Below are 13,113 nucleotides of genomic sequence, written 5' to 3'. Positions count from 1 at the left end.
GGAGCGCCATGGCCCGACAGGTCAGCGCGCACGCCTGTAGCGTTTCCAGCTGTCCAGCGTGAAGACAGCCAGGGCCGTCCAGATCATTGCGAAGGCAAGCAGCTTCGTCTGGTCGAGCGGTTCATTCCAGACATAGATTGCCATCAGAAAGTGCAGCGACGGCGCCAGGTATTGCATCAGGCCCAGCATGAACAGCGGAAGGCGGCGCGCGGCAGCGGAAAACAGTGTTAGCGGCAGAGCCGTGACGATGCCGGTGCCGATGAGGGCGAGCAGCACCGGAATGTCGCCCAGGACCAGTGCATCCGCCCCCGCGCCGAGGCTGTAAAGCAGATAGGCCGCCGCCAGGGGAAACAGCAGGAGGGTTTCGACGAACATGCCCGGTGTCGCCTTGACCGGTGTCACCTTGCGGACATAGCCATAGCCGGCGAAGCTGAACGCAAGGATCAGCGAGACCCAGGGAACGCCGCCTGCAAGGATCGCCTGGATCAGAACGGCCAGGGCAGCGATCGCGACCGCAAATCCCTGCCCCATCGTAAGGCGTTCGTGAAGCACGACGAGGCCGACCAGAATGCTCACCAGCGGGTTGATGAAGTAGCCGAGGGAGACGTCGAGAACGCGTTCCTGCTCGATGGCCCACACGAAGACAAGCCAGTTCACACCTATGAACGCGGCCGAAGCCATCAGGCGCACGAGGATTGCAGGCTGTCCCAGCGCTTCACGAACCTCCTGCCAGCGCCTGCGCAGATAGAGGAACAGGCCCACGAACAGGATCGACCAGACGATCCGATGCGATACGACGATATCGGCGGGAACCGAATCGGTGAGCTTGTAGTAGGCAGGAAAGAAGCCCCACATGACATAGGCCGAGAGCCCGAAGAAAAGGCCCTGCCGAAACTCCGCCTGAGCCTCGGCTTCAGAGACCGGCTGCGACATGTTTTCCGCCTTTCTGACGCCCGAAGATCAGACGCTGTCCGCTTTCAGAAGCGCGAATGTGATGGAGTCCACCAGGGCCTGGAAGGACGCGTCGACGATGTTCGGCGAGACGCCGATGGTAAACCAGCGGCGCTGTGTGCGGGCGTCATGGCTTTCTATCAGTACACGGGTGACCGCGCCCGTGCCGCCGTTCAGGATACGCACCTTGTAGTCCACCAGTTCCAGACCGGCGATCGCTTCCTGGTACTTGCCGAGATCCTTGCGAAGCGCCATGTCGAGCGCGTTGACCGGGCCGTTGCCTTCCGCCACCGACATGCGGGTTTCACCGTCAATTTCGACCTTGACCACAGCCTCGGACACCGTGATGAGATCCCCGATCGCGTTAAAGCGGCGCTCGACCATGACCTTGAACGAACTGACTTCGAAATAGCGCGGGACTTCGCCCAGTTCGCGGCGCGCCAGCAACTCGAACGAGGCGTCCGCGGCCTCGTAGGCATACCCCTCGGACTCTCTTTCCTTCACCAGGGCAAGAAGCCGGTCAAGTTTGGGATCCGCCTTGTCGACCTCGATGCCGACACGTGCCAGTTCGCCGAGCAGGTTGCTCTTGCCCGCCTGATCGGAGACGAGCACGCGGCGCTGGTTTCCGACGACCTCCGGCGCGACGTGCTCATAGGTCTGGGGATCCTTCAGGATTGCCGATGCGTGAATGCCCGCCTTGGTGGCAAAGGCCGTTTCCCCGACATAGGGTGCCTGCCTGTCGGGCGAACGGTTCAGGATTTCGTCGAACGCGTGGGAGACCGAGGTGATGTCCTCGAGCTGTTGGTCACTGACGCCGATTTCGAACCGGTCCGAAAACGCGCTCTTGAGCTTCAGCGTCGGGATCAGGGTGACCAGATTGGCATTGCCGCAGCGTTCCCCGAGACCATTCAGCGTCCCCTGTATCTGACGCACACCCGCGTCGACGGCCGCAAGGGAATTTGCGACCGCCTGTCCGGTGTCGTCATGGGTGTGAATGCCGAGATGCGTGCCGGGAACCACTTCCTGTACCCTGGAGACAATGTGGTAGACCTCGTCCGGCAGGGTGCCGCCGTTGGTGTCGCACAGGACAACCCATCGCGCTCCTGCCTGATAGGCCGTGCGCGCGCAATCGAGGGCATAGTCCGGATTGGCCTTGTAACCGTCGAAGAAATGCTCGCAGTCGATCATGGCTTCCTTGCCGGCGGCGACGGCTGCCTCGACCGTGTCATGGATGGAGTCGAGGTTTTCCTCGTTGGAGCAGCCCAGCGCGACCTCGACATGATAGTCCCAGGCTTTTGCGACAAAGCAGCAGGCATCCGATTTGCTCGCCAGCACCTGCTGCAGACCAGGGTCATTCGCGGCCGACCGGCCGACCCGCTTGGTCATGCCGAAGGCCGTGAAAAGCGCCTTTTGCGTTCGTTTCTCGCTGAAAAACTCGGTATCGCCGAGATTTGCGCCCGGATAGCCGCCTTCGACATAGTCGACGCCAAGCCGCTCCAACAACTCGGCGATGACGATTTTCTCGTTCACCGAAAAGTCGATACCGCTGGTCTGCGCCCCGTCGCGCAGCGTCGTGTCAAAAAGATAAAGGCGTTCCTTGGTCATCGGTGTTTCCTCGCCGTCATTCGACTGGCTATTTTGTTTTTTCCGGCGAGACCGGCGCAACGGGTTGAGCCGCTGGCCAAGTTTCGGTGTCGTGATCGGGATGCTGGTTCGAAACGATCGTGTCCAGGAAGACGGCCGTTTCGGCGTCTTCCTCGGTCCGGCGTTCAGGGATCGCTGCCATGGTGTCGGTGTAAGGCAGCTTGGCCTCAACACCGTATTGGATCACCGGCGCGATCCCTTCCGGATTGTCGAAAGCGCCAATGGCGATGCCGACGTCTCCGGGAGCTTCATAGGTCAACGGCGTCCCGCATTCGCTGCAGAAGCCGCGGGCGACATGATTGGAACTCTGGAAGCGCTTGGGCTCTCCCCTCGTCCAAATCAGCGTCGCGGGTGCGCGAATGCCGACGAGCGGCGCATAGAAGGCGCCGAAGGCCTTCTGGCACATGCGGCAATGGCAGATTGATGCGGTCGCCAGTTCGCCTTCAACGCGAAAACGAACCGCGCCACACTGACAACCGCCCGTGTGAACGCGCGCTTCCTGTCCGCTCATCGCTTGACCTCCCAGGACGTGACCCGTTCGCCTGTCGCTGAGTCTTTTGAATCCTTTAGAAGAATTCCCTGAGACATCAGTTCATCGCGGATCCGGTCGGCCTCGGGCCAGTCCTTCGCCTTGAGCGCCTGCAGACGTCTTGTGACCTCGGCTTCGATCGCGGCATCGTCTATACCGCTCAAGTCCGCCGCGACCGGACGCAACCCCATGAGCGCGGCCGATGCGGAATAGGCTTTCAGTTTACCGCTGTCCCGCGCCGCCTCGCCCGCCAGCGCGTGAAGCGCCTGGATGGCAGCCGACGTGTTCAGATCGTCCTTCAGTGCCTCCAGCACGTCAGGCGAAGGTTCTGCGTCCGTTTCGACAGGATCCGGCCATTTCGACAACAGGTTCTCCGCCTCTTCCAGTTTTCTGACGGAAAAGTCGATGGGCTCCCGGTAGTTCGTCATCAGCATGGCAAGACGCAGCACTTCGCCGGGCCATTTCCGGCCACCGAAATTCTCGGTCTCCAGGAGTTCCTGGATGGTGAAGAAATTGCCTTCCGACTTGGACATCTTCTTTCCTTCCACCTGAAGGAAACCGTTGTGCATCCAGTAGTTGGCCATGGTTTTCGTGTCATGTGCGCAGCAGGATTGGGCAATCTCGTTTTCATGATGCGGGAAGATCAGGTCAAGCCCGCCACCATGGATGTCGAACACCTTGCCGAGGTGGTGTGCACTCATGACCGAGCATTCGATATGCCATCCCGGACGGCCGCGCCCCCACGGGCTGTCCCAGCCCGGTTCGTCGTCGGAGGAAAGCTTCCAGAGCACGAAGTCGCCCGGATTCTTCTTGTGCGCATCGACCGCGACACGCGCACCGGCAATCTGCTCGTCCAGCTTGCGCTTGGACAGGCCGCCGTACTCCGGCATGGACGCCGTATCGAAGAGGACTTCTCCCTCGGCCTGATAGGCATGTCCCTTGTCGATCAACTGCCCGATCATCGCGATCATGCCGTCAATGTGCTGGGTCGCCCGCGGTTCATGATCGGGCGGAAGCACGTTCAGCGCCGCGATGTCCTTGTGAAACTGGTCCGCCGTCCGCTGCGTGACCCTGGCGATCGCATCGTTGAGCGGCAGGTTTGGATAATCCCGCAGCGCGCGGGCATTTATCTTGTCATCCACATCGGTGATGTTGCGCGCATAGGTGACGTGGCCCGGTCCGTAGACGTGCCGCAGGAGGCGGTAAAGCACGTCGAACACGATCACCGGACGTGCGTTTCCGATATGCGCATAGTCGTAGACTGTCGGGCCGCAGACATAAAGGCGCACGTTCTCGTCATCGATGGCCCGGAAATCTTCCTTTTCGCGGGTCAGCGTGTTGGTGAACTTCAAGCCCTTGTTCGTGCCGGATTTTTCAGTCTCAGCGGCGCTCATGTCAAACGGTCTCCTGGCCGGCTGACCGGGCGATCCGTCTCAGGAGAATTTTTGCCAAGAGGGAACGGCCACAGCCAGCGGTGTCGCTAGCTGCAAATAATGGTGATCGAAATGATGTTCCGTGTGGCCGTCATCATGCGGGCTTTATGGACCGGAAAGCAGGACGCGGTCAAGGCTGCATTTTGACCCGAACCGGGCCGGGAAAAGCGCGGCGTTGGCGCATCCTCCCACTTCGACTAGACTTTACATCAAGGGAATCAGAGGGGGATTTCACCATGGTTGTGCCGCGTTCAAAAATTCCGTTTTCATGCGCCGCCGCCCTGGCGAGCGCTTTCTTGGTGTCTGTCTCGATGCTGGGGACGAGCGCTCTCGCACAGTCGACAGACGCCTCCCCCCCTGTCGCCGAACAATCGGCTCCTGAACCGCAGACCCCGATCGCCGTCGCCATCAAGGCGTCGATTTCACAAGACGTTCCGGAAGGACTGCAAGCCTACTATGCCGAACGGGTCTACGCTCCGGTCTGGTTCGATCAGAACGGCCTGAGGGAAAACGCGCATCTGGCAATTGCCGCAATGGCCGAGGCCAACGATCACGCTCTCAATCCGAACAACTACAATCCCCTCGGCCTGGCGCAGCAGACCGAAACGGCGCAGACGCCGGAGGAATGGGCGGCGTTCGACCTGGAACTTTCCCGCCAGTTCCTGCGCTACGCGACCCATCTCTCTTCTGGCCGCGTGCAACCCAACAAGATCAACAAGGCCCTGAACCTCTTCCCCGACCGGCCGGATCCGAAGGCCCTGTTCGAAAACGCCGAAAAGTCGGTCGATTTCAGCGCTTTCCTCGACAGTCTTGCGCCCCAGTCGGATAACTACGCTCGGCTGAAGCGCCGGCTCGCCCAATACAGGCAGAAAGCGGAAACCGGCGGGTTCACATCCGTGCCGGATGGCGAGGTGCTCAAACCCGGCATGACCGATCCGCGCGTTACTCTCCTGCGTGCACGTCTGATGGAAGAAGACATCCCGGGAGCCGAAGACCATACGGGCGAGGTCTATGATGGTGCGATCGTCGAAGCGGTGAAAATCTTCCAGGAACACCACGGCCTGGCCACCGACGGCGTGATCGGCAAGAACACTCTCGCCCGCCTCAACATCCCGCTCCAGGACAAGCTCGTGCAGATGGAGCTCAACATGGAGCGCAGACGCTGGATGCGCGACTATCTCGGGGAATTCTATGTCTTTGTGAACCTTGCGGACCAGAACCTGAAGGTGGTGCGCGACGGAAAGACGATCCACACGACGCGGGTCGTTGTCGGCAAACCCTATCATGCGACGCCAGTCTTTTCCGATCAGCTTGAATATGTGGAGATCAATCCGTTCTGGAATGTCCCCTATTCGATCGCAACGAAGGAGTACCTGCCCAAGCTGAAACAGAACCCGTCAGCGCTCAGCCGCCAGAACATCAGGGTGTTTCAGGACGGAAACGAGGTCGCCGCGACACGGGTGGCCTGGAACAGCTATTCGGGAGGCAACTTCCCGTTCCGCCTGCGCCAGGATCCCGGTGACGGCAATGCGCTCGGCCGCATCAAGTTCATGTTCCCGAACGAATTCAACATCTACATCCACGACACACCGTCCAAGTCCCTGTTCTCGCAGGCCGAGCGCGCCTACAGCCACGGCTGTATCCGGGCCTCGAATCCGTTCGCGCTGGCTGATGTGCTGCTTGCCGACAACAATTCGACACCCGGGCATTGGGAGGGAATTCGCGACACCCAGAAACGGACAGTGATCAAGCCGGTCGTGCCGATCGAGGTGCACCTCACCTATCTGACCGCCTGGATGAACAAGGACGGGTCAACCCACTTCCGGAAGGACATTTATGGCCGCGACGAGGTGCTTCTTGACGCGCTCAGAAAGGCGATGACGGAGAACTTATAGAGGTTAAGTCTCCGTTTCTATTTGTCTTTTCTTCCTGTTTAGACAAATGAACGGACGCTGAACGCACTGCTCAGTATCAGTTCAAGCGGTGCACCGTAGTCTCCGGGCAATCGATACAGATTGCCTTCAGGAGACCCCGATGTTGAACCGCGTATTTGTCTTGCTTTTCCTGGCCCTCGTACTGGGTGGTCCTTTCGCCGCGCTCATTGCAATTACGGACGGAACCAAGGCGTTCGGCAGTGAATTGCAGCAAAAGAGTATGTGCCTGGCAACCGGCACCGGGTGCGGCGACGGCAACATTCTGGTGACGGTGGCGGGACGAATCTAATCCAGCCTCAGCAACGTGTGGTGCAATCGACCTCAGACTTGAAGTTTCCGCGCGTGTTTGGCACAGTCACCTGATGGACTACAAAGCACTTGAAGATAAGGCAGAATCCGCAGCCGACTTTTTGAAGATGATGGCGTCGGCACCCAGACTGCTTCTGATGTGCCTCGTCCTTGAAGAGGAGCGCTGCGTCAGCGAACTCGCCGAGGCCACCGGCATGAGGATGCCGACCGTTTCACAACAACTTTCGCTCCTGCGCGCCCAGGGACTGGTCTCGACCCGCCGGGAAGGCACCACGATCTATTACCGTCTCTCAAGCGAACCGGTCAAAGACGTCATGGCAATGCTTTACAAGCATTTTTGTGCCGATGCCGACCTGCCGGTCGCAAAGCACCTGGAAACGCTCGACGCGGACTAGGGTACGGACCCATAAATGAAGCCGATTTGGCGGCATAAATGGCAAAATCTCGCGAGGAAGCGTGCGAAGAGCGGGCTTTATGCCCGGTCAAGCGCGGTGACGCTGCGAGGTGAAGCCATTTTGCCGTCCTTCGGATTTGGCCGTTTTGGCCATCTGCTGCGTTGCGAAAGGCTTGAAAATGAACCACATTTCCTGCGCTTTCGCTTCTCTCAGCTGGTCAAAACGATCCAAACCAAATTGACTTCATTTATGGGTCCGCACCCTAGGTGTGCTTTCCACTCAGCTTTTTCCGTCAATCTGTCAGATAGTCACCGCATTTAGGCGGGGCCTGGTCTCCCCAGGGCATCAGCGGCACTGTCGACGTGGAATTCTTCGGGCTGCCTTCAATCAGCTTGTCGGAATAGACAAGATAAACCAGCACGTTCCGCTTCACGTCGCAGCCGCGCACGATCTGCATTTTCTTGAAGACAAGAGACCGCCGCTGGCGGAACATCTCTTCACCCTGCTCGAAATTCTCCTTGATGGTCACCGGACCGACCTGGCGGCAGGCCAGGGATACGTCGGAAACCTCCTCCGCGACACCCAGCCAGCCGGACACCCCGCCTTTTTCCGGGACGGTGAAATGGCAGGCGACGCCGTCCACCAACGGATCGTCGATCGCATAGGTCGCGAGTTTGTGGTCCGGTGTCAGAAACTTCCAGACGGTCGATTTCTTGAAAATCAGATCCGGCTCATCGGCCGAAAAGGCCGGTGCCGCGCCGAGCAAGCCGATAACGAGCGCAAGAACTCCGGCGATAGAAAAACGCATCGATTACCCTCCGAATGCAGATCGGACTGACATGTGGTGACGATGCCCGTTCAATCAAGCAAACCGGTTGCAGTCAACAAAACAAGACGCACGCCACAAGGGCGTGCGTTGCAAGAGGTGTTCAGTATAAGCGATGAAATGCGCCCGTGTTACCGGGCCGCTTCCATGAGAACCTTCGGTTCGGACGCGCTGTCGCTCTCGTCCACGTCCGCCGGGCTGTCCGGCCCCTCGTCATCGCCCAATCTGACAATATCCTCCGAGGACAGGTCCAGCGGCTCTTCTTCCTCCTGAGAGCCCCCGCCGTCACCTTCCAGAAGCGACGCGGCAAAATCGTTGTCCGAAACAAGTTCGGTTGCGGCCCTGTCGATCGGGTTCTCGGGCACGTCAGCCGCGTCTTCGCTTTCTTCCTCGACAGCGGGCGGAACCGGTTCGATACCGGCAAGCGCATCCTTCAGGTCGGCACATCTCTCGCGCGTCCAGATTTGCGGCTGGTCCAGTCCGAGTGCCTCGTCATAAGCGCGCGCGACATTGATCGGCAGGTTGAGCTCAAAGTCCGTTTTCGAACCGAACTGCGATGCCAACGCATCGTTCACCGCCGCGAAGGTATCCTTGAGCCCGAGATTCTGCTCAACGCATGCCGCTGCCGCGTCCCGCAACGTCGTGACGAAGTCGCGTGTGGTTTCAATGGCCTGAGCCACTGCAGTCGCACCGATTGCCGCCCTGCCCCTGCCGGGCATCAGCGTCGTCGGACGGAATGCGGCGATACGGTCAAGCGCCCTTGTCCAATCCCCCAGATGCGCATCGCCGCAATAGGGAATCGCGGATGTCTGCACAAGATCTCCGGTGAACATGACCGCACTGCCCGGAACCCAGACAACGAGATCTCCCGTCGTGTGGCCCCGGCCGAGATGCATCAGACGAACGTCGATGCCACCCAGGTCGATCGACATCGAGGAGGCGATGGTGAGGCTCGGAAGGCTGATGGTCGTGGAGGCAGGAAGCGTTTCGAACAGATCGGGCATGCGCTCACGGGCCACCAGAATTTCTTCGGCTCCGCGCGTGTCCATCATCCGCCTGGTCAGGTCTGACGCGACGATCTCGCCGGCCTCGAATGCATTGGCGCCGAGCGAACTGTCAGCATGGAAGTGCGTCAGAACCACCTGCTTGACCGGTTTGTCTGTGACGCCGCGGACTTTTTCCAGAACACGTTCGGCGTGTTCAGGAGTCGCCTGGGCGTCGATGATCAGGACACCGCGCTCACCAACGATGACCCCGGTATTGGAGCATCCGTCAGCGCTGTAGGCATAGCAACCACGACCCAGTTCCTCGAATCGTTCATTCGCTCCTGCGGGATTCACGGAGTTGTTCGATTCGTTCGTCATTGCGGCCTCGCTTTCATGCCAGCTGTCTGGTTGACTTCCAGGAATTTCCGAATTGCCACACACTCTTTTTCTGTTGACCGTAGCGTCTCAGTTTCCGTCTCTGATTCGCAATTTTTCACGTCTGCATTCCTTAACTATTCCCTGTTTATCAACAGATAGGTCCGCCAATTCGTCCGCTCCAAGACTTGGCCAGCCGAAGCTCTGCGCAAATTTTGGCTTCAAAGTTGAACAATTTTCGAAGCAGCGCGGGTTGTCTTTCACCGGCGCCTTGATCGTTTATACTTGCTAGTGACACAAAGTGGCCGGAACACGGCATGGATTTCTGCCAGCGGGATTTGGCGGATGAAATATTGCAGGGCTGGAATACATCATGTCGCGCAAAACAGGTTCCGACACCCGGACGATGCCGGACAGCTCAGGTGACAGGCCGATCCTGAGACTGAGCCGCTTTCTGCCGTATCAGCTCAATCATCTGGCCGAGACTGTCAGCCGTTCCTTTTCCAAGATCTATGCGGAGAAGTATGGAATCGGCATTCCGGAATGGCGCGTCATCGCCACGCTTGGAGAGCACGAGGTCATGACGGCGCGCGATATCAGCACGGCGACGTCGATGCACAAGACCAAGGTCAGCCGCGCCGTCGCAGCCTTGGAAAAACGTGACTTTATCGCCCGGGACAGGAACCCGGACGACATGCGCGAACAGGCGCTCAGGCTCGCGCCCGCGGGAATCGCTCTCTACGAAGACATCATCCCAAAAGCTCTCGCCTATTCCGAAGATCTGCAGAATGCGCTGACGAGCGAGCAGAAACAGCTGCTTGCCTCCGTCTTTGACGAGTTGCACCGCGCCGTCCGCGAACGCGACGGGGACTGAGACTTCACCGGAACGTGTCCCGGGCGCATTAACCTAACGTGAGCGCTTTCGTTGTTATTGATGGGGACAAGGACGATACTTCTTTGGGTGAAAGACGGTTCAGTGAAAGAGCTGAATTGCCGGGGACGAGCGATGGGGCGTCAGAAGAGAGCCAAATCCTTGCGTTTAGTGCGTGCAGTCTGTGTTGCCACAGCACTGCTGCTGCCGTCCCATGCCGTCTACGCAGCGAGTTGCTCCGCCCTGAAATCCGAATTGCGGAAACTGGAATCGTCAAACGGGTCTCAATCGGCAGCCTCGCGCAAATGGTCGAAGGCAAAGCGGCAGCAGGAAAAAGCGATCGCGGCGGCCTCGCGCGATGCAAGGCATTTCGGATGCGCGCAGAACCGAACGGCGAAATGCACGGATCTCAACAGCAAGCTGAAACGGATGAACTCCAACCTCGCCGCGATCGAGCGTCAGCTCAAGCGATCCGGCGGGGGCGCTTCGGCGAAGAACACGAAACGTATAAGGCAGGTGCGCGCGGCGCTTGACCGTCAGGACTGCAACGCGCCGGCGAGAAACCGGCAGGCAAAGGCGCAGGGCGATGCGGATCAGCCCAAGGCACAATCGTTCTTCTCCCGTCTCTTCAACGCAGGGCCGCGCGTGGAACAGACCGCGGCGCGGACGGGTGACCGCGAGATCGAGACGGTCAGGCGCGCACGGCGCTCCGATGCAACGCGCCCAACGCTTCCTTCCGGCGGTGTTTTCAGAACACTTTGCGTGCGGACCTGCGACGGCTATTTCTTTCCGGTCAGTTTCTCGACCGACAAGAGCCAGTTCGTGAATGATGCGGCCCGTTGCACTGAGATCTGTCCGGCTGCCCCGACCGAACTCTACGTTTACCGCAACCCGGGTGGAGACCAGTCGCAAATGATGTCGCTGGCCGGCATTCCGTATGCCGAGCAGCCGTTTGCATTCCGCTACAAATCCGAATTCGTGGAAGGCTGCAGTTGCAGGCTTTCCAAGACCTCCAAGTCGCGATCTGCGTGGTCCGAGGTGAGTGTATCGTCCGGCGGACGCCTGTTCTTTTCCGACATAAGCGCCGGGCTTCCGAAGCGTTCTTTCCAACCCAGTCAGGGCGAAACCTTCGAAACCGCGGATAAGGCGCCGGCGCTCCTGTCCAGACTTCCACTGAACGCCTCGCAGCTGCCGAGATACGAAGACCCGGGTACGCTTTTCAATCTCGAAAAGGGATTTGACGTCACCAAGGTTGCCGCCTTCCTTTCCAAGGGGTCCCTGTCCCCGGATGACGGCGCGCAGCAGCGCGGTCCGTCCGCAGATGGCGACTTCCCGATGCTTTCGCTCCGCAAGCAGAATGAAGAAGACGAGATAGAAGCCGTCTCGGTTTCACCGGTCTTCAAATCCGACGATCAGGGATTTCGGCCGATGCCGGAAGGCACGCCTCCGGTCAGGGTAGTCGGTCCAGACTATTTTGTCGCCCAATAAGGGGCAGCAGCATTTTCATGTCCGGACCGTGATCCATGCCGGTCAGAGCGCGCCGCAGAGGCATGAACAGCCCCCGGCCCTTTCGGCCCGTTTCCGATTTCAAGGCAGCCGTCCAGGTGCCCCAGGTCTCTTCAGTCACGTCGCCCTCGGGAAACAACTCCCGCGCCCGCGCGACAAAGTCCCGATCCTCCTCATCAATGCGCGAGGCAACGGGACCCGTCACGACATTCCAGTAAAGCACTGCGTCGCGGACAATTTCGCAATTGCCGCGCACCGTTTCCCAGAAGCCGGCGCCACCGCCGACCCCCAATTCGGCCAGGCGATCGCTGACGGTTTCGAAGGGCAGGTCGTGCACCAGCCGGGCATTGAGGCTCTTGAGTTCCTCGGGATCGAACTTGGCCGACGACCTGGACACGCTGGACAGGTCGAACTTTTCGATCAGCGCACCCATGTCGGGAAGCGGCTCTACCGCCTGGCTGGTCCCGGTCAGAACGGCCAGCGAGGCGACCGACATCGCTTCAAGGCCTGCCTCTCTCAACGACCCGATGGAAAGGGCTCCCTTGCGCTTTGAAAGCCCCTCGCCGTCGCGCGTCGTCAGGAGGTTGTGATGGCCGAAGACCGGCGCATCTGCTCCGAGCGCTTCGAAGATGGCGATCTGCACGCCGGTGTTGGCAACGTGGTCCTCACCGCGGATCACATGTGTCACGCCCATGTCGATATCATCGACAATGGACGGCAACGTATAGAGATATGTGCCATCCGCGCGGATCAGCACCGGGTCGGACAACGATGCCAGATCGACGGACTGGCTGCCCCGGCACAGATCATCCCACGTGACATCCGTCCGTCTCGTCTCAAAAGGATCGCCGTCGTGGTTCGGCAGAACGAAGCGCCAATGGGGTCTCCGGCCTTCAGCCTCGAACGCGGCCCGCTCTTCTTCGGACTGCTTCAGTCCGGCGCGGTCATAGACCGGAGGCCTGCCCAGCGCGCGCTGGCGCGAGCGGCGGCGCTCCAGTTCGTCCGTCGTTTCGTAGCATGGATATAGAAGACCGGCGTCCTTCAGTTTCTGCGCGGCCGCGTCATAGCTTGCCACCCGTTCCGACTGGCGCTCGATCACGTCCGGTTCGATGCCGAGCCAGCGCAGATCCTTCTCGATGGAGTCCGCATATTCGGCCTTCGACCGCTCAAGATCGGTGTCGTCGAACCGCAGGATGAAGCGTCCATTCTGTTTCCTGGCGAAAAGCCAGTTGAAGAGCGCGGGACGGCTGTTGCCGATGTGGATGTGGCCGGTCGGTGACGGCGCAAAACGAACAGTGACAGTCATGGCGCCTCAGTTAGCCCCTGAAACGGGGGACGGCAACCGAAAAGTGCG

General features: G+C 59.7%; 13 protein-coding genes. 6 read left to right on the top strand and 7 right to left on the bottom strand.

Features of this window, described 5'->3' with window-relative positions:
- Positions 1 to 21: 21 nt before the first annotated feature.
- From rarD to cysS, 4 genes are read right to left on the bottom strand one after another with little or no spacing between them, the layout of a single operon-like run.
- Positions 22 to 933, bottom strand: coding sequence for an EamA family transporter RarD (gene rarD / locus ACO07N_RS19065; RefSeq protein ID WP_421982539.1), 912 nt, complete (start codon positions 931 to 933; stop codon positions 22 to 24).
- Positions 934 to 960: 27 nt separating this feature from the next.
- Positions 961 to 2,556 carry a citramalate synthase gene (gene cimA, locus ACO07N_RS19060; RefSeq protein ID WP_421982538.1) on the bottom strand — a complete coding sequence of 532 codons (1,596 nt, stop codon included), beginning with the start codon at positions 2,554 to 2,556 and terminating at the stop codon, positions 961 to 963.
- Positions 2,557 to 2,584: 28 nt separating this feature from the next.
- Entirely contained in the window at positions 2,585 to 3,106 is a 522-nt protein-coding gene (locus tag ACO07N_RS19055; protein WP_421982537.1) for a GFA family protein, read from the bottom strand.
- Positions 3,103 to 4,518 carry a cysteine--tRNA ligase gene (cysS, locus tag ACO07N_RS19050; protein WP_421982536.1) on the bottom strand — a complete coding sequence of 472 codons (1,416 nt, stop codon included), beginning with the start codon at positions 4,516 to 4,518 and terminating at the stop codon, positions 3,103 to 3,105. The genes ACO07N_RS19055 and cysS overlap by 4 nt, the downstream gene beginning before the upstream one ends.
- Before the next feature lie 350 nt (positions 4,519 to 4,868).
- On the opposite strand from cysS, the gene ACO07N_RS19045 reads away from it, so the two are divergent.
- From ACO07N_RS19045 to ACO07N_RS19030, 4 genes are all read left to right on the top strand, one after another.
- The gene (locus ACO07N_RS19045; protein WP_421982535.1) at positions 4,869 to 6,452 is read left to right on the top strand and encodes a L,D-transpeptidase family protein; all 1,584 of its coding nucleotides are present in this window, start codon (positions 4,869 to 4,871) and stop codon (positions 6,450 to 6,452) included.
- 139 nt (positions 6,453 to 6,591) lie between these two features.
- Positions 6,592 to 6,780, top strand: coding sequence for a sugar transporter (locus ACO07N_RS19040; RefSeq protein ID WP_421982534.1), 189 nt, complete (start codon positions 6,592 to 6,594; stop codon positions 6,778 to 6,780).
- A gap of 73 nt (positions 6,781 to 6,853) precedes the next feature.
- A complete protein-coding gene (locus ACO07N_RS19035) occupies positions 6,854 to 7,195 on the top strand; it encodes an ArsR/SmtB family transcription factor (RefSeq protein ID WP_421982533.1) in 342 nt (113 codons plus the stop codon).
- Positions 7,196 to 7,210: 15 nt separating this feature from the next.
- On the top strand, positions 7,211 to 7,516 hold the full coding sequence (locus ACO07N_RS19030; protein WP_421982532.1) for a hypothetical protein: 306 nt from the start codon (positions 7,211 to 7,213) through the stop codon (positions 7,514 to 7,516).
- Here the strand turns inward: ACO07N_RS19030 and ACO07N_RS19025 are convergent.
- Positions 7,488 to 8,003 carry a CreA family protein gene (locus tag ACO07N_RS19025; protein ID WP_421982531.1) on the bottom strand — a complete coding sequence of 172 codons (516 nt, stop codon included), beginning with the start codon at positions 8,001 to 8,003 and terminating at the stop codon, positions 7,488 to 7,490. The two genes, ACO07N_RS19030 and ACO07N_RS19025, sit on opposite strands and share 29 nt — an antisense overlap.
- Before the next feature lie 149 nt (positions 8,004 to 8,152).
- Entirely contained in the window at positions 8,153 to 9,385 is a 1,233-nt protein-coding gene (locus ACO07N_RS19020; protein WP_421982530.1) for an MBL fold metallo-hydrolase, read from the bottom strand.
- A gap of 370 nt (positions 9,386 to 9,755) precedes the next feature.
- Here ACO07N_RS19020 and ACO07N_RS19015 point away from each other — a divergent pair, with 370 nt between their 5' ends.
- Together ACO07N_RS19015 and ACO07N_RS19010 are read left to right on the top strand one after the other, a co-directional pair.
- On the top strand, positions 9,756 to 10,256 hold the full coding sequence (locus ACO07N_RS19015) for a MarR family winged helix-turn-helix transcriptional regulator (protein WP_421982529.1): 501 nt from the start codon (positions 9,756 to 9,758) through the stop codon (positions 10,254 to 10,256).
- Positions 10,257 to 10,424: 168 nt separating this feature from the next.
- Positions 10,425 to 11,741 (top strand): DUF2865 domain-containing protein, encoded by a 1,317-nt coding sequence (locus ACO07N_RS19010; RefSeq protein ID WP_421984454.1) that lies wholly within the window; start codon positions 10,425 to 10,427, stop codon positions 11,739 to 11,741.
- On the opposite strand, the gene gltX is transcribed toward ACO07N_RS19010, so the two are convergent.
- A complete protein-coding gene (gene gltX / locus ACO07N_RS19005; RefSeq protein WP_421982528.1) occupies positions 11,704 to 13,065 on the bottom strand; it encodes a glutamate--tRNA ligase in 1,362 nt (453 codons plus the stop codon). The two genes, ACO07N_RS19010 and gltX, sit on opposite strands and share 38 nt — an antisense overlap.
- Positions 13,066 to 13,113: the final 48 nt, after the last annotated feature.

Origin of the sequence: Roseibium sp. (assembly GCF_965229775.1) — a bacterium.
GTDB lineage: Bacteria > Pseudomonadota > Alphaproteobacteria > Rhizobiales > Stappiaceae > Roseibium.
This window is presented reverse-complemented; position numbering and strand designations above follow the sequence as displayed.